General features: G+C 67.0%; 16 protein-coding genes. 11 read left to right on the forward strand and 5 right to left on the reverse strand.

Annotated features, from left to right (window positions below; genetic code table 11):
- Nucleotides 1-94: 94 nt before the first annotated feature.
- From glmS to NDI85_RS12060, 3 genes are all read right to left on the reverse strand, one after another.
- Complete coding sequence (glmS, locus tag NDI85_RS12050; RefSeq protein ID WP_310915903.1) at nt 95-1,885, reverse strand: glutamine--fructose-6-phosphate transaminase (isomerizing); 1,791 nt, start codon at nt 1,883-1,885, stop codon at nt 95-97.
- The gene (gene glmU, locus NDI85_RS12055) at nt 1,885-3,075 is read right to left on the reverse strand and encodes a bifunctional sugar-1-phosphate nucleotidylyltransferase/acetyltransferase (protein WP_188996154.1); all 1,191 of its coding nucleotides are present in this window, start codon (nt 3,073-3,075) and stop codon (nt 1,885-1,887) included. The genes glmS and glmU overlap by 1 nt, the downstream gene beginning before the upstream one ends.
- A 292-nt stretch (nt 3,076-3,367) precedes the next feature.
- A complete protein-coding gene (locus tag NDI85_RS12060; protein WP_310915904.1) occupies nt 3,368-4,228 on the reverse strand; it encodes a CheF family chemotaxis protein in 861 nt (286 codons plus the stop codon).
- Nucleotides 4,229-4,364: 136 nt separating this feature from the next.
- On the opposite strand from NDI85_RS12060, the gene NDI85_RS12065 reads away from it, so the two are divergent.
- From NDI85_RS12065 to NDI85_RS12095, 7 genes are all read left to right on the forward strand, one after another.
- Entirely contained in the window at nt 4,365-6,308 is a 1,944-nt protein-coding gene (locus NDI85_RS12065) for an acetate--CoA ligase (RefSeq protein ID WP_310915905.1), read from the forward strand.
- Between the two features lie 145 nt (nt 6,309-6,453).
- Nucleotides 6,454-8,172 (forward strand): bacterio-opsin activator domain-containing protein, encoded by a 1,719-nt coding sequence (locus tag NDI85_RS12070; protein ID WP_310915906.1) that lies wholly within the window; start codon nt 6,454-6,456, stop codon nt 8,170-8,172.
- Between the two features lie 43 nt (nt 8,173-8,215).
- Nucleotides 8,216-10,210: an acetate--CoA ligase gene (gene acs, locus NDI85_RS12075; RefSeq protein ID WP_310915907.1), complete on the forward strand. Its 1,995-nt coding sequence runs from the start codon at nt 8,216-8,218 to the stop codon at nt 10,208-10,210.
- A gap of 54 nt (nt 10,211-10,264) precedes the next feature.
- A complete protein-coding gene (locus NDI85_RS12080) occupies nt 10,265-10,723 on the forward strand; it encodes a DUF4212 domain-containing protein (RefSeq protein ID WP_310915908.1) in 459 nt (152 codons plus the stop codon).
- Nucleotides 10,720-12,402 (forward strand): sodium:solute symporter family transporter, encoded by a 1,683-nt coding sequence (locus NDI85_RS12085; protein ID WP_310915909.1) that lies wholly within the window; start codon nt 10,720-10,722, stop codon nt 12,400-12,402. Before NDI85_RS12080 ends, NDI85_RS12085 begins: the two co-directional genes overlap by 4 nt.
- 2 nt (nt 12,403-12,404) lie before the next feature.
- Nucleotides 12,405-12,875: a universal stress protein gene (locus tag NDI85_RS12090; RefSeq protein ID WP_310915910.1), complete on the forward strand. Its 471-nt coding sequence runs from the start codon at nt 12,405-12,407 to the stop codon at nt 12,873-12,875.
- 3 nt (nt 12,876-12,878) lie between these two features.
- Nucleotides 12,879-13,118, forward strand: a complete 240-nt coding sequence (locus NDI85_RS12095) for a hypothetical protein (RefSeq protein ID WP_229783089.1) — start codon at nt 12,879-12,881, stop codon at nt 13,116-13,118.
- 70 nt (nt 13,119-13,188) lie between these two features.
- On the opposite strand, the gene NDI85_RS12100 is transcribed toward NDI85_RS12095, so the two are convergent.
- Both NDI85_RS12100 and NDI85_RS12105 read right to left on the reverse strand, forming a co-directional pair.
- Nucleotides 13,189-14,373, reverse strand: coding sequence for a hypothetical protein (locus tag NDI85_RS12100; RefSeq protein WP_310915911.1), 1,185 nt, complete (start codon nt 14,371-14,373; stop codon nt 13,189-13,191).
- A 392-nt stretch (nt 14,374-14,765) separates the two neighbouring features.
- A complete protein-coding gene (locus tag NDI85_RS12105; RefSeq protein ID WP_188996135.1) occupies nt 14,766-15,629 on the reverse strand; it encodes a CheF family chemotaxis protein in 864 nt (287 codons plus the stop codon).
- A 174-nt stretch (nt 15,630-15,803) separates the two neighbouring features.
- Between NDI85_RS12105 and NDI85_RS12110 the strand changes: the two genes are divergently transcribed.
- The 4 genes from NDI85_RS12110 to NDI85_RS12125 are packed head-to-tail and all read left to right on the forward strand — an operon-like array spanning nt 15,804 to nt 19,798.
- The gene (locus tag NDI85_RS12110) at nt 15,804-16,946 is read left to right on the forward strand and encodes an extracellular solute-binding protein (RefSeq protein ID WP_310915912.1); all 1,143 of its coding nucleotides are present in this window, start codon (nt 15,804-15,806) and stop codon (nt 16,944-16,946) included.
- Nucleotides 16,947-17,870 carry an ABC transporter permease gene (locus tag NDI85_RS12115; RefSeq protein WP_188996131.1) on the forward strand — a complete coding sequence of 308 codons (924 nt, stop codon included), beginning with the start codon at nt 16,947-16,949 and terminating at the stop codon, nt 17,868-17,870.
- The gene (locus tag NDI85_RS12120) at nt 17,867-18,742 is read left to right on the forward strand and encodes an ABC transporter permease (protein WP_188996129.1); all 876 of its coding nucleotides are present in this window, start codon (nt 17,867-17,869) and stop codon (nt 18,740-18,742) included. The genes NDI85_RS12115 and NDI85_RS12120 overlap by 4 nt, the downstream gene beginning before the upstream one ends.
- The gene (locus NDI85_RS12125; protein WP_310915913.1) at nt 18,743-19,798 is read left to right on the forward strand and encodes an ABC transporter ATP-binding protein; all 1,056 of its coding nucleotides are present in this window, start codon (nt 18,743-18,745) and stop codon (nt 19,796-19,798) included.

Raw genomic sequence — 19,798 nt, forward strand, 5'->3', positions numbered from 1 at the left:
CGCTGTCTGTCAGAGTACCGCATGGCAACTCCTCGGAGAAGTACTGAAGCCGCCAGAAAGTCCGGGTAGAGAGCGCTAGCTATCGGATATACACTCACTCAACCGTCACGCTTTTCGCCAGATTCCGCGGCTTGTCGATGTTCCGCCCGAGCAACGCCGCCGTGTGGTACGAGAGCAGTTGCAGGTGCGTGTTCGCGAGCACCGCCGCGGCCCGGGGGTGCGTCTCCGGTATCTCCAGTACGTGGTCGGCGTAGCGGGCGACGTCGGTCTGGCCATCGGAGATGGCGACGACCGGTGCGTCGCGAGCCTCCACTTCCTTGACGTTGCCGACGGTCTTTCGGGCCTGCTCGCCGTCGCCGGTCACGACGGCGAACACCGGCGTGTGCTCCGTGACCAGCGCCAGCGGGCCGTGTTTCAGTTCGCCAGAGGCGAATCCCTCGGCGTGTTTGTACGTGATCTCTTTCATCTTCAGCGCGCCTTCGAGGGCGACGGGGTGCTGGTACCCCCGGCCGATGAAGAAGTAGGCGTCGGCGTCCTGATACACCTCGGCCACCGCCTCGGCGGCCGACTCGTCTAAGACGCGCTGGACGTTCCCCGGGAGTTCTCGGAGCGAGGTGATGACGTCGCGGGTGTCGACGGTTCGCGTCATCCCCAACGCGAGCAGGTTCAGCGCCACCTGCTGCGACGAAAAGGTCTTGCTGGCGGCGACGCCGATTTCGGGGCCGGCCCGGATGTAGAAGGCGTGGTCACACTCCCGGGCCGCGGTCGACCCGACGACGTTCGTGACCGTCATCGTGCGCGCGCCGCGCTTGCGGGCCGCCCTGAGCGCCGACAGGGTATCGGCCGTCTCGCCGCTCTGGGTGACGCCGACGACCAGCGCATCGCCGATAGGCGGCACCGACGTGGCGTACTCGCTGGCGAGGAACGCCTGTGCCGGGATGCCGGCGTTACGGAACAGTTGCGCGCCGTACAGCGCGGCGTGGTAGGAGGTGCCACAGGCGACGAACTGCACGCCCGTCGGCGAGAGGTCGCCGAGGTCCTCGATGTCGACGGTGCCGGCCATCTCGTCGACGCGGCCCCGCAAACACTGCCGGAGCGCCCGTGGCTGTTCGTGTATCTCCTTGAGCATGTAGTGGTCGTAGCCGCTCTTGCCCGTCTCCTCTGGGTCCCACTCGATGGTGTCGACGTCCGTCTCGACCGACTCCCCGTCGAGCGTCGTGACGGTCCAGCCCTCGGCGTCGAGTCGGGCGAACTCGCCGTCGGCCAGATACACGACCTGGTCGGTGTAGTCGCGGAACGCCGGCACGTCGCTGGCGAGGAACGTCTCGTCCTCGCCCAGCCCCAACACCAGCGGCGAGTCGTTGCGCGCGGCGTAGACCGTACTGTGGCCCGCGACGACGACGGCGACGGCGTAACTCCCCTCTAGCCGCGCGATGGCGTCGCGAACGGCACGCTCCGGGTCGACGCCCGCTTCCAGCGCGTCCTCGACGAGATGGGGGACGACTTCGGTGTCGGTGTCGGAGGTGAAGGTGTGGCCCGCCCCGACGAGTTCGTCCCGCAGCGACTGGTAGTTCTCGATGATGCCGTTGTGGACGACGGCGACGTCACCTGTACAGTCCTGATGCGGGTGGGCGTTCGCGTCGGTCGGCGGCCCGTGCGTGCTCCAGCGCGTGTGGCCGATGCCGACGTCACCGGTCAGGGCAGACCCTTCGAGCGTCCTCCGCAGGTCGTCTATCTCGCCGGCGGTCTTCACGACGTCGACGCCGCCGTTGGCCATCGCGACACCGGCCGAGTCGTAGCCCCGGTACTCCAGTTTCGAGAGGCCGTGAACGAGGGTGTCGAGCGTCTCGTCGCCTCGGCCGACACAGCCGATGATGCCACACATCAGCGCGTCACCTCCGCGTCCTCTGAGACGTTCCGGTCGACCGTTACGCCGGCGTCGAGCGTCGCGTTCGGCCCGACCAGTGACCCCGGCGAGAAACTCACGTCGCCGCGTGCGCGGGCCCGGTCGGCGATGACCGCACCCAGTCGCTGGTCTTCGAATATCTCCGTCCCGACCTGTACGTCCGCGGGACCGCCCGGAACGACAGTGCTAGCACCGAGGTGGACGTCCTGTCCGGTGATCGTATCGAGCAGCGTCGACCCGGGGTCGACCCGCGTGTCGGCGTCCAGCACGCTCCACTGGACGACGGTGTTCGCCCCGACGGTGACGTTCGCACCGAGCGCGACGTTCGGACCGACGACGGCGTCGGGGCCGACCTCGCAGTCCGGGCCGACGACGACCGGGGCCTGCAAGACGGCCTCGTTGTGAACCCGGGCCGAATCCGCTATCCAGACCTGTTCGCGCCGCGCGCTCTCGACGAGACGCCCGCGGGCGAGCACCTCGCGGGCGACGGTCAACAGGTCCCACGGGTACGTGGCGTCGACCCACATCCCGTCGACTTCCACGCCCCGGACACGGTTCTCGTCGACGAGGGTCGCGAGCGTGTCCGTGAGCGCGAGTTCGCCCGCCTGCCGTGGCGTGTCCTCGATAGCGTCGAATATGTCCGCCGAGAAGGCGTAGACGCCGCCGTTTATCAGGCGGTAGTCGCCCTCTCTGGGCTTCTCGACGAGGTCCGAGATGACACCGTCGCGGACTTCGACGGCCCCGTATCGGCTCGTGTCCTGTCGCTCGACGACGGCGAGCGCCGGGTCTCCCGTCGCCGAGAACGTGTCCGCGACGGCCTCGACGGTCGCGGCGTCGATGAGTCGGTCCCCGTTCAACACGAGCGGCGGGCCGTCGACGACCGAGCGGGCCTGCAACAGCGCGTGGCCGCTCCCGAGTTGTTTGTGCTGTGTGACGTACGTGATCGGGACACCCCGGTACGTCGGTCCGAAGTGATCCTGCACGCGGTCGCGCTTGTAGCCGACGACGGTCACCAACCGCTCGACGCCGGCCTCTACCAGCGCGTCGAAGACGTGCGCCAGAATCGGCCGGTTCCCGGCCGGCAGCATCGGCTTCGGCCGGTTTCGCGTCAGCGGGCGAAGCCGGGTCCCCTCCCCGGCGGCGAGGACGACAGCCGTGTCGATTTCCATACTCGTATCAACAGGAGTGGGGATTTGAATATGGCGGGACTACCATTGTTTGATACTCGCGTTCTGGGTCGACTACCACGGCCCAGTTCCGGTCGCAGCGTTGGAGGACACCCTCGGCACTACCGACGACGGGAGACGCTGCGTTCGTTCGCAGCTCTTCGCCACTGCTCACGGCTCTCTCCTCGCTCGCCATCGGTGCGTTCGAACGAACCAAGTGAGTGTGAAACCGCTCCGCGGTCCCCTTCGGTCACCGCGTCGCGGTTCGAGACGCCGTGCGGGGCCCGGCGTCTCGCTACTGCTCGCCCATCCGATCACCCGCGACGCGCCGTCCTTTCGTCGTCAGCGCCACCTCGGTGCGCTCGCGGACGACGCTGATGACGCCGAGTTCGACGAGGCGGTCGAAGATGGCCTCGGTCTTCTCGACGTCGATGCCGACGAAGTTGGGGATGTCGAACGGCGAGACGCCCGAGTGGAGCGCCATGACGACCCGCTTCTCCGTCGAAGAGAGGTCGAGGTCAGCCTGATTCTGCTCGGCGCTGTCTTCGAGCATCGTCCGGAGGACGGTGGCCTGGAACTCCTCGCCGGCGAGGTGCGTCTCGACGCTGATGTCCCCCTCGCTGTGTTCGACCTGGATGACGGTGCGTTCCTCGCCCGAGACCTGCTTTTCCTCGACGGTCAGGTCGCCGATGTCGGTCCGTTCGATATCGACGGCCTGTCCGTCCGCCAGCGCCAGTCGAAGCGCCTCGTCGGTGACTTTCAGTCGGCCTTTGGTCCACGCGGCGTCCTGTACGACGCCGCCTTTCAGCGCGGGGTGTTGTGCGAGGATGACCGCGCCGTCGAGACTCGCCCGGTAGAAGTCCGTCTGGAACACGTCGTGGTCCGACGTGGAGACGAGGACGACGTCCTCGCCGACGTGGAAGGCGAGGTACTCGGAGACGCCCGCGCTCTGCTGATTCACGTCGAAGCGGTCGGCGATGCGGTCGATGTCGTCGAGCGCGATTTGACGCTTGCTGTCGCCGATGAGTGCGATCCGTTCGGTCGTGAGGACGACGCGACAGTTTCGCCACTCGGCGTCGGTGAGCCGCTGGCCCTGCGAGACGGCGAGCAGGTACTGCCCCTGCATATCGGCTATCTTCTTCTCTGTGTCGCTCATGCCCCGTGACCGGCCTCTATCCGTCGTTGTCGAGGGTCGTGAATATAGCTTCCGCCGCCAGTGTCGATGCTGAGAACGTCCGCCGACACAGTGGTTAGCGTCAACGCTTATCAATGCGCCGCCGGAGATTCGAACGATGACAGGGGGCGACGGCTCCGGCCGTGATACTGCGCTCGACGAGCGACCGGCCATCGACCCGCCCGAGTGGTTCGTCGAACAGGCGAACGTCGCCGATCCGTCCGTCTACGAGACGTTCGAACGGGAGTGGCCCGACTGCTGGGACCGGGCCGCGGACTTACTCGACTGGACGGACCCCTACGACGAGGTGTTCCGGGGTGGTGACGTCCCGCCGTTCGAGTGGTTCCCCGGCGGTCGGCTGAACGCCGCCTACAACTGCATCGACCGGCACCTCCCCGAGCGCAAGAACCAGTTGGCGCTCATCTGGGAGGGGCATCTGGGCGAGTCCCGAACCTACACCTACCGGGAACTGCACCGCGAGGTCAACGCCGTCGCGGCCGCGCTCCGCGAGAAGGGCGTCTCGGAGGACGACGTCGTCACCGTCTACCTGCCGATGGTACCCGAACTCCCCGTCGTGATGCTGGCCTGCGTGCGTCTCGGCGTCGTCCACAACGTCGTGTTCGCGGGGTTTTCGGCCGACGCGCTGGCCGAGCGGATGGAGCGGACCGGCTCGGAGATGCTCGTGACCTGCGACGGCTACTACCGTCGGGGGAGCGCCGTCGCACAGAAGAACAAGGCCGACAACGCCCGCATCGCCGTCGAACAGGACGTCTCGGTGGTCGTACTGGACATCCTGAGCCGGGACGTGCATTTAGGCGACGGTTACTACGACTACGACGCGTTGCGGGCGGCCCACGACGGCGAGACGGTCGCTCCCGTATCGCGGGACGCCAGCGACACCCTCTTTCGCATCTACACTTCCGGCACCACCGGCGAACCGAAGGCCGTCGACCACACGACCGGGGGATACCTCGCCCACGTCGCGTGGACCTCCCAGTCCGTACTGGACATCAAGCCCGAAGACACCTACTGGTGTTCGGCCGACATCGGCTGGATCACGGGCCACTCCTACATCGTCTACGGGCCCCTCGCTCTCGGGACGACGGCGGTGCTGTACAACGGCACGCCGGACCACCCCGAGAAGGACCGGGTCTGGGAGATCGTCGACCGGTACGCCGTCGACGTGTTCTACACCGCGCCGACGGCCGTCCGGACGTTCATGAAGTGGGGCGAGGAGTACCCAAAGCGCCACGACCTCTCCAGTCTCCGGCTGCTGGGGACCGTCGGCGAACCCATCGACGAACGGGCGTGGCGGTGGTACCGCGAACACATCGGCGGCGGCGAGTGCCCCGTGGTCGATACGTGGTGGCAGACCGAGACGGGCGCCATCCTCGTCTCGACGCTGCCGGGCGTCGACGCGATGAAACCCGGCGCGGCGGGGAGACCGCTCCCCGGTATCGAGACGAGCGTGGTAGACCCCGCGGGCGAGGCCGTCGACGTGGACGAGGCGGGCGAACTCGTCGTCACGCGCCCGTGGCCGGGGATGCCGAGCGACCTGCGAACCGGAGAAGGGTGGGGCGCGGCGGCAACCTGTGGCGACGAGTGGCGGTACTACCCGGAGGACGGCGCGTCGGTCGACGTCAACGGCTACGTCACCGTCCTCGGGCGCGTCGACGACGCCATCAACGTCGCCGGGCGGCGCTTCAGCACGATGGAACTGGAGTCGGCCATCACCGGCGTCGAAGGCGTCGCGGAGGCCGCCGTCGTCGGCGCCTCCCACGAGACGGCCGGCACCGCGCTCTACGCCTACGTCTCGCCGGAGGGAGGCTACACCGAGGCGGACCTGCGCGGGCGCATCGAGTCGGCCGTCGAAGACGCCATCGGCGGCGTCGCCACCCCGGAGACGGTGGTGTTTACGCCCGACCTGCCGAAGACCCGGTCGGGGAAGGTGATGCGACGCCTGCTGACCGCCGTGGCCAACGACGAGGAACTGGGCGACACCAGCGCGCTCCGAAACCCCGAGATACTCGGGGAGTTGCAGTCGGCGACGCCCGATCGGTGAGTGCTGTTTCGCTCTCACAGATATTTCCGAAATATTTCGGCACGACAGCTCGATCTATAGACGGCCACGTACCACTCCGTGGCAAGTTCTGGCGACTCGGCGGCCCGCACACTTATTTCGCTCGTCTCCGAAGAGACGAAACGACATGGCAGAGCGGACGGACGTTCTCGGTGCGCGTGGATACGAACAGCTACGGCGCGCCGCCGAAACCCACCGAGAGGACCTCGTCTTGCGGTTCGGGGCGGAGGTGGGCCTGCGCCCGGCGGAGATGACTCGGGTCCGACTGGCCGACGTGACGAGTACCGAGTCCCACTTCTTCTTGCGCGTGCGTGACGACGACGGCGTCGACCGGGAGGCGTACCTGCCGGCCGCCGTCGAACACGACATGCGGAAGTTCGCCAGCGCGGCCGACAGAGCGGCGGACGAACCGCTCCTGTCGGTCTCGGCCCGTCGCCTGCAGATGCTCGTCGGCGAGGTGGCCGACCGCGCCGCCGAGACCGCGCCGCGCCTCGGGGACGTCTCCTCGCGCGACCTGCGCTGGCGGTTCGCGGCGACCATGCTCTCGGAGGGCGTGCCGCCACAGGTCGTCTGTGCGCTCGGCGGGTGGGACCGCCTCGCACGGTTGGAACCGCTGCTCGACGACCCGAACCGGGAGGCGGTGATTCGGGCTATCGAAGGCGCCGAAGACGTCCCGACGCCGGCCCGCCTCCGCCGGACCATCAAAGTCGCCGCCGACGTCGGCGAGTCGCTGGCCGTCGCGGCCACCGTCGAGGAGATAGAGCAGACAGTGTGTGACCGACTGGCGGACACAGAGGGGTTTCGCTTTGCGTGGGTGGCCGAACGGACCGGCGACGGGTTGACGCCGCGGACGGCCGCCGGTATCCGCGACAGTCGCATCGACGACCACCTGCAGGGACGGGGGGACGCCGCGGCGACCGCGATGGACAGCCACGAGGTCCGCGTAGTCGAGGACGGCGAGGGGCCGATGGCGCTCGTCCCTATCATCCGGGACGACGACGCCGCGGGCGTGTTGGCCATCGGGACGACCGTCCACGTCGTCGACGCCGAACAGGACCTGCTTGCAGCGCTGGGCGCACAGGTCGGGGCGGCGCTGGCCGCCGTCGAGCGCAAGCGCCTCCTGCTCGCGGATACGGTCACGGAACTGGCCTTCGAGTGTACCGACGGCGGCGCGTTCACCGTGTCGCTGACCCGCGCACTCGACTGCTCGCTCGAACTCTCTGGGGTCGTCCCCGTCGGCGGCCGCTCCCTGCTGTACTATCTGGTGGTCGACGGCGCGCCCGCGGGGCCCGCGCTCTCGTATGCGGCCGAGGACCCCGACATCGCCGACGCGCGCCTCATCGAGGACTACGGCGACGGCGCACTCCTCGAAGTCGTCGTGACGGCCGCGCCGACGCTCGATTTGGTCGAGAACGGCGCCCGCGTCCGGACGCTCACCGCCGAGAACGGCACCGCGACCATCGAGGTGGAACTGCCGGGCGACAGCAACCTCCGGGAGGTAGTCGACGCCGTCGTCGAGGCATACCCGGAGACGTCGCTGACTGCCAAGCGTGAGACGGAGCGGCCCGCCGAGACCGATACGGGGTTTCGCGAACGTCTCTCGGACCGCCTCTCCGAGCGACAGTCGACGGTGCTGGCGGCCGCCTACCACAGCGGCTACTTCGAGTGGCCCCGCGGGACCACCGCCGAAGAACTCGCCGAGTCGCTGGACGTCTCGGCACCGACGTTCCACAACCACCTCAGAAAGGCCCAGCAAAAGCTTCTGACGGCGTTTTTCGCCGATACGCCCACCGAGCCACCGACGGCACTTGGCGAACAAGTGTCAACCAAGTATTCAGACAGTTAGACCCCCCGTTTATCAGTGACCCGTTGATTGTGGGTGATAGACCATGTCAGATGATGACGTTCAACTCGAAGCGCGACTCGAAGAACAGGAGGTCTTCGAGCCCCCGGCGTCGTTCGTCGAACAGGCGAACGTCTCGGACCCCGGCATCTACGAGGAGTTCGAGGAGAACTGGCCCGAGTGCTGGGAGCAGGCCGCCGAGTTGCTGGACTGGGAGGCGGACTACGACCAGGTACTCGACGACTCGAACCCGCCGTTCTACGAGTGGTTCACCGACGGGTCGCTGAACGCCTCGGCGAACTGTCTGGACCGACATCTGGACGAGCGAGGCGACGAGGCGGCCATCGAGTGGGTCGGCGAACCGGTCGAGGAAGACAACATCACGTACACGTACGAGGACCTCCACCGCGAGGTCAACGAGTTCGCGGCCGCGCTCCGGGCGGAGGGCGTCTCCGAGGACGACGTCGTCACGATGTACATGCCGATGATACCGCAGTTGCCCATCGCGATGCTGGCCTGTGCCCGCATCGGTGCGCCGCACTCGGTGGTGTTCGCCGGGTTCTCCGCCGACGCGCTGGCGACGCGGATGAACGCCGCCGACTCCGAGTATCTGGTCACCTGTGACGGCTACTACCGCCGCGGCGACCCCCTCGACCACCTCTCGAAGGCCAACGAGGGCTTAGCGGGCGTCGACCACGACGTCGAGACAGTCGCCGTCGCCGAGCGACTTCGTGACGGTGACGACTTCGACCACGACTACGCCGACAACCAGGTGGCCTTCGACGACCTCGTTGCCGACCACGAGGGCGAGACGGTCGACCCAGTCTCCCGTGACGCCGAGGACATGCTCTTTCTCATGTACACCTCGGGCACGACGGGCGAACCGAAGGGTGTAAAACACACCACCGGTGGCTATCTCTCCTACGCCGCGTGGACCTCTCAGGCCGTACTCGACGTCAAACCCGAGGACACCTACTTCTGTTCTGCCGACATCGGCTGGATCACCGGCCACTCCTACATCGTCTACGGGCCACTCGCACTCGGCACGACGACGATGATGTACGAGGGGACCCCCGACTACCCCGACAAGGACCGCCTCTGGGAGATCATCGAGGAGTACGAGGCGACCCAACTGTACACCGCGCCGACCGCGATTCGGGCCTTCATGAAGTGGGGCGAGGAGTACCCCGACAGCCACGACCTCTCCAGCCTGCGACTGCTTGGCACCGTCGGCGAACCAATCAACCCCCGGGCGTGGAAGTGGTACTACAAGCACATCGGCGACGAGTCCTGTCCGGTCGTCGACACGTGGTGGCAGACCGAGACGGGCGGCATGATGCTGACCACACTGCCCGGCGTCGGCGACATGAAACCCGGGTCCGCCGGCCCGCCGTTGCCGGGCATCAGCGCCGACATCGTCGACGTGAGCGGCAGTCCCGTCGAGGCGGGACAGGCCGGCTACCTCGTCGTCAACAAACCGTGGCCCGGGATGCTCCGGACCCTGTACAACAACGACGAGCGGTTCATCGACGAGTACTGGCGCGAGTACTCCGACATCGATAGCGACGACCCGGCCGACTGGGTGTACTTCCCCGAAGACGGCGCGAAGATCGACCAAGACGGCTACATCACCGTGCTGGGCCGCGTCGACGACGTACTCAACGTCTCGGGCCACCGCCTCGGGACGATGGAGATAGAGAGCGCCATCGTCGGCGTCGAAGGGGTCGCAGAGGCCGCCGTCGTCGGCGGCAAACACGAGATCAAGGGCGAGGCCGTCTACGCCTACGTCATCACCGAGGACGGCTACGAGGAGACCGACGAACTGCGCGGAGAGATAATCGAGGGCGTCGAGGACGCCATCGGCCCCATCGCCCGGCCCGAACAGGTCATCTTCACCCCTGAACTCCCCAAGACTCGGTCCGGGAAAATCATGCGCAGACTCCTCGAAGACATCGCCAACGGCGAAGAACTGGGTGACACCAGCACGCTCCGCAACCCGGACGTGGTAAGCGACATCCAGTCGAAGGTCGGCAGCGACTGAGCAGCACCGCTTTTCCAGCAGACCACCCCCCACAGCGAAACCACGGACACAACTATGGCAGACAGAGACACCCACGACTCGGACGGGCGGCCGTCAGTCCAGACGGACGGCGGCACCGCCACGCAAGCCGCACAGGCACACCAGAACACGAACTACCTCGACGAGGAGGTGAACCTGCTGAGCCCCAGCACGGCGTTCATGCGGGACCACCTCAAAATCGTCTGGACGAGTTTCATCGTCTGGGCGCTCATCGTCTTCGGGCCGGTGACGCTGACCGCCATCGCCCCCGGCGCGATGACGACGACGATGCCGGTCATCGGCTTCCCGCTGCACTACTTCCTCGTCGCGTTCGGCGCGCCGACCGGCGCGCTCATCCTCGCGGCCGTCTACGCCCGCCAGCGAGACAAACTGGACGAGAAGTACGGTATCGACCACAGCACCGCCGAACCCGAAGAGGGTGAGAGCGGCGAGGCCGGCGAAGCGACGGCCACCGACGGAGGTGTCGAGCGATGACGGTGCCGTTACAGGCCGAGGCGCTCGACATCTCGTTCAAACTCGTGCCGGCCATCATCGTCTTCCTGATGATGGCCTCCTTCCTCGTCATCGGCTACGTGTTCAAAGTGGCCGACACCGAGGGGATGTGGGTCGCCGGCCGCGGCATCGGGAACATCGAGAACGGGATGGCTATCGGCGCCAACTGGATGTCGGCGGCGTCGTATCTCGGACTCGCAGGACTGGTCGCGCTGGCCGGCTTCTACGGGCTGGCGTTCATCGTCGGCTGGACCACCGGCTACTTCGTCCTCCTCATCTTCCTCGCGGCGCAAATGCGCCGATTCGGGAAGTACACCGCGCCGGACTTCGTGGCCGACCGCTTCAACTCGCCGACGGCCCGCGCGCTGGCGGCCTTTACGACGCTGCTCATCGCGTACGTCTACTCGGTCGGACAGGCCCGCGGCATGGGACTGGTCGGCCAGTACGTCTTCGGGCTGGACATCGTCCCGATGATCGTCGTGATGATGACCATCACCGTCGGCTACCTCGCCCTCTCGGGGATGCTTGGCGCGACGAAGAACATGGCCGTCCAGTACGTCATCCTCATCGTCGCGTTCCTCGCGGGCGTCTACGCCGTCGGCTTCACCCAGGGGTACTCGACGGTGCTCCCGCAAATCGAGTACGGTGCGCTCTTTAGCGAACTCGCTCGGCAGTTCTCCGAACCGTTCACGGGCGGGAACACCTACTATCTCTGGATCGCGACGGCGTTCTCGCTCATCTTCGGCACCTGTGGCCTCCCGCACGTCCTCGTGCGGTTCTACACGGTCAAGAGCGAGCGGACCGCTCGGTGGTCCACGGTCTGGGGGCTGTTCTTCATCCTCCTGCTGTACTGGGCCGCGCCCGCGATGGCCGCCTTCGGCGTCGACCTGTTCGCCGCCGTGAACGACATCTCGCCGGAAGCCGTCTTCACCGGCGAGCAAGCGATGTCCGGCGCGGAGGGTGACGTCATCGTCGTGCTGGCGGCGCAGTTCGCCGACCTCCCGACGTGGTTCGTCGGCCTCGTCGCCGCCGGCGCGATGGCTGCCGCGATCGCGACGACCGCGGGCCTGTTCATCACGGCTTCCTCGGCCGTCGCCCACGACATCTACGCCGAGCTCATCAACCCCGACGCGACCCAGCGCCAACAGGTCCTCATCGGCCGCGCGACCATCGTCGTCGTCGGCGCGCTGGTCACCGTGACCGCGTTCAACCCGCCGGCGCTCATCGGCGAACTCGTCGCGTACGCGTTCTCGCTCGCGGGGACCGTGCTGTTCCCGATGTTCTTCCTCGGTCTGTGGTGGGAGAACACTAACCGACAGGGGGCGCTGGCGGGGATGTCCGTCGGCCTCATGCTGTGGATCACGTCGATTATCAACAGCGTCCTGCCGGCCTACGTCGGCTTCCTCGCGGACATCGCCGGCGGCTCCGGGCAGGCGCTCGTCCCCATCTACGCACAGTACGTCCCACCCATCGGCGCCGCGCTGGTCGGGACGCCGCTGGTGTTCATCGTGACCATCGCCGTCTCGCTTGCGACGCCGGAACCGCCGATGGAGACCAAGCGGATGGTCCGGCAGTGTCACAGCCCCGAACCGATGGGCCAGCAACAGACCGCCGAAGACATCGTCTCCAGCAGCGGCGGCGAGACGCCCGCTGACGACTAACAATGTACGAGAACATCCTCATCCCGACGGACGGAAGCGACACGGCGAACGTGGCGGTCGACCACGCCGTCGACCTCGCAGAGAAGTACGGCGCGAAACTGCACGCGCTGTACGTCGTCGACATCGACGCGGTGAACTTCGGTCTCGGCACCGAGCAAGTCGATCGCATCAAGCAAGGCAACTTCGGCGAGATGACCGAACTAGAGGAGAAAGCCAACGAGGCCACCGGCATCGTCGCGGCGGCCGCCGCGGACCACGGCATCGAAGTCCACGAGGAGGTCCGGGTCGGCGCGCCACACGAGGTCATCGCCGGCTACGCCGACGCGAAGGGCATCGACCTCGTCGTGATGGGCAGTCACGGCCGGTCGGGCGTCCGCCGGGCCCTGCTCGGGAGCGTCACCGAGCGCGTTCTGCGCTCGACGCACGTCCCCGTGCTGGTGGTCGACGAGCACGAGGAGGGCGCGGAGGCCTGACCGATGTCTATGGCCTCGGGGAAACGCCTGCTCGAAACCGTCGGCGAGCACGTCCGTGAGCACCGCTCCGGAATGTTCGTCGATCTCGTGTTCGCCATCGCGTGGGTGACCGTCGTCACCGTCGTCTTCGACCTCCTGCCGGGCGGTCCGCAGTGGCTCTACTACCTCACGCTGTTGGGCGGCGTCGTGGCGTACTTCGGCTTCTTCGCCTCGCTGGAGGCCGTCCGCGGGGGCGACGAGTAGCCTCCCGCGGTACGACACACGGTTTCTGAGACGCCGACCGCGACGGAGAGTCGCGGGTGCGGCAGTCGCCTCAAGAGCGCCCCGCCGACGGCGACTCGGCGAGGTCCACGTCGTCGACGGCGTCGAGCACGAACCGGTGTACGTCGCGGTTCGCGGCGAGGACGTCCTCGAACGGTTCCCCGACGACGTCGGCGATCCAGTCGTGGAGGCCGTCGTCGAGCGAGACTCTGATAGCGCCGAGCCACTCCAGCCACCGGTTGACGAGGTGGAGTCGGTACCCTCGTGTGACGACGGCGTCGGGGCCGTCCCAGCCAGCGTCGGCGAGTCCCGCTCTGTAGCCATCCAGCACCGCGCGTTCGAGTTCGTCGGCCCGCGTGACCGGCCAGTCTACGAACAGCAGCGTCAGGAGGACGAGCGCACCGGCGTCGTCACCCACCCGCGCCATCCCGCACTGGTCCCAGTCGATGGCCACCGTCTGCGGCGTGCCGTCGGCAGTCGTCGTCGCGAAGAGGTTCCGGCCGAACGCGTCGAAGTGACAGAAGGTCCGGGGCAGGTTCGCTCGGGCGTCGAGGAACCGCTCACGGTCGCGCCACGCCGCGAACAGTCGCTGTCGGTCGTCGCTCGTCGGGAAGTGCTGGCTGACGATCGGGTCGTCGGGCACCCGGTCGACCAGTGCGACGACGCCGGCAGTCGTCTCGAACTCGAACGTTCGCTCAGTGACCCACGGCTCGTCGATGCGGTCCGTCTCGCCGACAAAGGCCCCGTCGAACTGCCCGAGGTGTCTGGCGGCCCGGCGGTACTGTTCGAGCGGCCAGTCGCCGCCGTACTCGTCGGTCAGGTCTTCGAGCCAGAGCCAGACGGCCTCGCCGTCGAACTCGTCGACGCGGTACAGTTCGGCCGGGACGAGTCGCCCCCGCGCGTCTTCGAGGAGGTCCGAACGGTAGGCTTCTGCCTCGCGCTTCCAGTACGGGTGGCCGGCCGGCGTCTCCCCGGGACGCTCGGCGAGGACCTTGAGGACGACCGACCACTCCCTCACACCCGTCCGAGTCGCCGCCGTCCCCGCGAACCGAAACAGCGCCGTTCCGAAGTGCCCGCCACCGGACCCGCCACGCATCTGCACCCGTCGCCAGTCGGTCACCGCCGCCGTCACGTCGTCGAGCACTCGCCGGACAATCGGTGTCAGCGTCTCGGCGTCGACGGCCGCGACGCGCCGCTCGACGGCCGGTCCGATGCCGGGGAGGTTCAGCGACTCCATCGGCACCTCTCCGTCGTTCCGCTCGCCCGGGAGGCCGTCGGGAGGTCGGTAGTCTGTCCGTCTCCCCGGTCGTGATTCGCTGTGGTGCGTGTCCGTGGCGACATTGGTCCGTGCCCTGCCCGATACGACCGGTCGCCTCGCGCGTCACCACTTCGGAGCGGGCGGTACCGAACCTACGCGTCACAGTGCGTTAATCATCAGCACGCTCCAACCCGTTTCGGTGGCCGTAGGAGCGTCTTACCGGTCGTTCAGGAGAGTTCTACCGCTCGCGAGTCGCATCTCCCCGCTCGCAATTGGCGACTCCTCCGACGCTCGGCCGCCCCCTACTGCTCCGCGGTTCCCGTCGATCACCGCGTCGCTTCGAGGGCCACTCACTGCGTTCGTGCCCCTCGCTACTCCCCGCTCATCGCTTCGCTCGCCATGTTCCGTCCCTGTGCGTTCAGGCTGACCTCCGTCCGTGTCCGGACCTTGTCCACCGCGCCGACGTCGAGCAGTTTCTGGTATATTTCCTCGACGTCGTCGGGGGTCGTCCCGACGAAGTCGGCCATCTCGAAGGGCGAGACGCCGGAGTACAGCGCCATCAACACCTGACTCTCCATCTCGGTGAGTTCGTAGTCGTCCGAGCGGCGCTCGACGACCTGTGAGAACAGTCGTCCGAGAGCGTCCGTGTGGTGGGGCATCCCGGAGAAGTGCGTCTCGACGCTCCGGTCCTGTTCGTCGGTGTGCTCGACTTCGACGACGGTACGCGCCTCGCCCATGACCGTACTCTCGCTGGTCTCGATGGTCCCGACGTCCTCGATGTCGAAGACGGTCGACCCGCCGCCGGGGAACTGCAGGCGGACCTCCTCGTCGTCCAACCGGAAGCGGGCTTTGCTCCACTCGGCGTCGTCCTGAATGACGCCGCCGACGACGGCCGGGTGGCGCGCGAGGATGACCGCGCCGTGGAGCGTCGCCCGGCAGTACTCGAACGCGAAGTCGTCGAGAGACGTCGCGTCGACCAGCAGGACGTTCCCACCCACTTTCAGCGCGGTGGCGTCGGCCGGCACCCCGTCGGGGACCGTCGATTCGTCGTCCACGAACGAGATCTTCGAGTGGGGAATCGGTTGTTTGCCGTCGTTGGTCGCAAGCACCAGCCGTTTGTTGGTGACGATGAGCCGGCAGGAGCGCCACTGCGGGTCGGCGACCGGGTCGCCGTCCCGGACGACGTACTGGTAGTCGCCGGACGTGTCGATGATCTTCCGTTCGTCACCACTCATGGCCGCAGTCGTCCGTGAGTTGTCGCCGGCACCTATATAAGTTCCAGCACCGCGCTCGGCGGGACACCCGTCCAACGCCACATACGAATGTCTCCGGAGTGGTACGCTACGTCAATATCCCTCTGAACGATATTAGCAACCGTTTTTCAAATACCCTCGTCGGTTCCATCCGAAATGCGAAAGACACGACGGCAAGTCCTCCTCGGTGCAGGTACGACGGCGGCGGCCAGTCTCGCAGGCTGCATCGGTGACGGCAGTTCCGACAGTACGGGCGGCGGTGAGTCCGGCGGGCAACGCTCTTACGAAGTCGGCCACGGTGACTTCCGGACGACGGTCAGTGCCGCTACCTTTCCCGACATGCTGTACTTCTATTGCGTGCAGTCCGGGTGGATGAACTGGCCCTCGGTGATGTCCGCCTTCGAGGAAACGTACGGCTCCGCGGTCCACGACGACGACCGCTCCTCCGGGGAGGCGCTGCAACACATGCGGTCGCACTCGAACAACATGACCCACTCCGGATACAACGGCGGGTACACCTACGGTATCGTCGCCCGCAACGACGGCTTCACGCAGGCCTACAAACCGGCGGGGTGGGAGAAGGTCCCGAGCGCCCTGAAGACCGACGACGGTCACGTCACCGCGACCCGGCGCGTGACGACGGCAGTAACCTACCGCAAGGACATCTACGAGGAGCGAGGCCTCGACGAGCCGACGACGTGGGCGGACCTGCTCCAGCCCGAAATCACGCAGGACCTCGCGCTCCAGACGCCCCAAGCCGCCGTCGGGCTGGCGGCGGCGCTGTCTGTGAACAACGCCCGCGGCGGGTCGATGGAGAACCTCCAGCCGGTCATCGACTACTACAAGCAGATTCAGGAGGGCGGCGCGGAGTTCACCGACAACTTCCTCGCGCAGTTCTCCCGGGGCGAGTACGCCACGTTCGTGCGGTATGACTACTCCGGACTGGACCTGAAGTACAACAACGACGAAGTGGCCGAGGAGAACGTCGGCGTCGCCCTGCTGAGCGGCGAGAACGGGAACGCCGGCGCGCTCAACATGCCCTACGGCTACGCGCTGTTGCAGAACGCCCCCAACCCCGAGGCCGGCAAGGTGTTCATGGACTACGTCCTCTCGCTGGAGGGGCAACAGCACTTCCTCGACGCCTACGTCCGTCCGATCCGCTCCGCCGAGATGGAACTGCCCGACGAGTTCATCGACTCTTCGGAGTACGACCGCACGGAGTTTCAGGTCGACTACGACAAACTGGTCGACCAACAGCAGTCCATCATCCAAGAGATCACCCGCGGCGCGAACCTCTAGATGTCCACGTCCGGTCGCATCGCCGACGTCCTCCCCGCCGTTCGCGGTGCCGTCGAGGACCTCGGGTCGGTCGCCGTCCCGACGACGGAACGGGACCGGGAACGCCGCCGCATCGCCGCCCTCTGTGCGCCCTTCGCGGTCTTGCTGGTCGTCGCTGGCGTCTACCCGCTGCTAGAGGTCGTTCGCATCAGCGTCTCCGTCGAGCGCTTCGAGACGGTCGGCTTCACGCTGTCGGCCTACCGCACGCTGGTTACCGACCCGTACTACCGGCGCGTCGCGTTCAACACGCTGTGGTTCGCCGCGCTGACGACGCTGGTCTCCGTCGCACTGGCGGTGCCCATCGCCCACGCTCTAGAGAAGTACGACTTGCCCGGGGAGGGCCTGTTCGTCACGCTGGTGTCGTTCCCGATTAGCCTGCCCGGTATCGTCGCCGCGTTCATGATGCTCGTCCTGTTCGGCAACAACGGCGTCCTCACGAACGTCGTAGCGACGTTCGCGGGCGCGAACCCGACGGACGTGGCCGTCGCCGTCAGCGTCCCCGGCCTGTTTCTGGCGTTCGTCTACTCGATGGTCCCGCGGGCGACGCTCATCCTCCGTGGCACCTACGCCGAAGTCGAGGAGGCCGCCGAAGAGGCCGCACAGGCGCTCGGTGCGACGCCGTTGCAGACGTTCCGGTACGTCACGTTCCCGCAGATTCGGCCGGGCATCACGGGCGCGCTCATCCTCACCTTCCGCACGGGACTGGCCATCTTCGGGACGCTCATCGTCATCCAGACGCTGTTGGTGTGGACGCTCCAACTCGACCGCGAACTCTCGGCGGGTGCGTTCCCCGTCGCCGGCGCGATGGCGACGGTGTACTTCGTCTTCGTCTTTGGCTTTACGGCACTGGGACTGCGCTACACCAGTGCGGAGGTGGGGCTGTGACGGCCCTCTCCCGACGGTTCGGACGACCCGCCGTCACGCTGGTCCTGTTGGTGACGGTGACGTTCCTCATCGCGCCCGTCGCGCTCACCATCGTCGGGTCGTTCGCCCGCGAGTGGACGGGGGTCTTCCCCGCTGGGTTCGTGACGTTCCGCAACTGGGCCGAAGTGCTGGGCCTCGCCGACAGCATCGGCTCACAACGAAGCATGGGATGGGACCCGCTGGTGGTACTCCCCGTCGGCGACGGCCTGACGCTGATGGCCCCCGCCGAACTGTTGTTCAGCGTCGGGTTGGCGCTGGGAGGCGTGCTGATCAATCTCGTCGTCGGCGTCCCCATCGCCTACGCCGTCTCTCGGTACGAGTTCCGGGGTAAGGAGTGGGTCAACGCGGTGTCGGTCCTGCCGCTGGTCCCCGGCGTCATCCTCGGGGTGGCCTTCCTGCGGGCCTATCCCGTCCTCTCGGGGACGAGTTTCGGCCTCATCGTCGGCTACTCCCTGCTGAAGGCACCCTTCATGGTGATGGCCGTCCAGAGCGAGTTCGAGTCGATGCCGCTTCGCCAGTTGGAGGAGTCGGCCCGCTCGCTCGGGGCATCGTGGCCCCGGACCTTCCTCACCGTCGTCGTCCCGAACGCGCGGTCGGGCATCGTCTCGGGGGCCATCATCTGCTGGACGCTCGCCGCTGCGGAGTTCAACTTCTCCTACGTCGTGTGGGCGAAAGGCACCCAACCGCTGGCGCTGTTCCTGCAGCGTCACATCTCGAACAGCACGTTCACCAAGGCCGCCGCCGCGGTGTCGATGTTCTTCTGCATCGTCGTGGCCATCACGCTGCTGTTGCAGGCGTTCGGAACCCGCGGCTTCGACACGAGAGGTACCTGAATGGCACGCGTCACCATCGATTCGGTTCATAAAGTGTATGACGACACGGTCGCCGTCGAGAACGTCTCTCTGACCGTTCCGGACGGCGAGATACTCGGTCTCCTCGGTCCATCGGGGTGCGGGAAGACCACCACCCTGCGGACTGTCGCCGGCTTCGAGACGCCCACGGAGGGCACCGTCGCCTTCGACGACGAGGACGTAACCCACGTCCCGCCCGAGGACCGCAACATCGGTCTGGTGTTCCAGACGTACGCCCTCTTTGATAACATGACCGTCGGCGAGAACGTCGCCTTCGGCCTGAAGATGCGCGGCGTCGACCCCGCCAAGCGCCGAGCGCGGGCCGAGGAACTACTCGAACTCCTCGGTATCGGCGGGCTTAGTGACCGGGACCCACAGACCCTCTCCGGGGGCCAGCAACAGCGCGTCGGCCTCGCTCGTGCGCTCGCTATCGAACCGCGCGTCCTCTTACTGGACGAACCCATGACCGGCCTCGACGCGAAACTCAAGCGTCGACTCCGCAACGAACTCGGCGAACTCCTGGACGAGCTAGGCGTCACGGCGCTGTACGTCACGCACGACCAAGCGGAGGCGATGTCGATGTGTGACCGCATCGCCGTGATGAACGACGGTCACGTCGAGCAAGTCGGCACCCCACGCGAGGTGTACGAACGGCCCGCAAACGCGTTCGTCGCCGACTTCGTCGGTACTGCCAACGTCCTCGATGGCGTCGTCAGCGACGGGACGCTGGATCTCGGCTTCGAGCGCGTTCCCGCGGCGGGCGCGCCGGAGGGACCGGCTACTGTTGTCGCCCGACCCGAGGCGTTCCGTGCGGACTCCGACGGCGAGATTCCGGTGGCGGTCACCGAGCGCACCTATCAGGGCGACCACGTCCGGGCGACAGTGACACTGCCCGACGAGACGGCCGTCACGCTCCGCCTCGATCCTGCCACGCTTACCGACGACGAGAACGTGCGACTTACGCTAGACCCCACTGCGCTCCACGTCACCGACGTCGACGTAGAGGCCGACTCCGACGGAGCGGTGATACCGAACTGA

The organism is Haloarcula sp. S1AR25-4 (assembly GCF_031624555.1).
GTDB classification, from domain to species: Archaea; Halobacteriota; Halobacteria; order Halobacteriales; family Haloarculaceae; genus Haloarcula; species Haloarcula pellucida.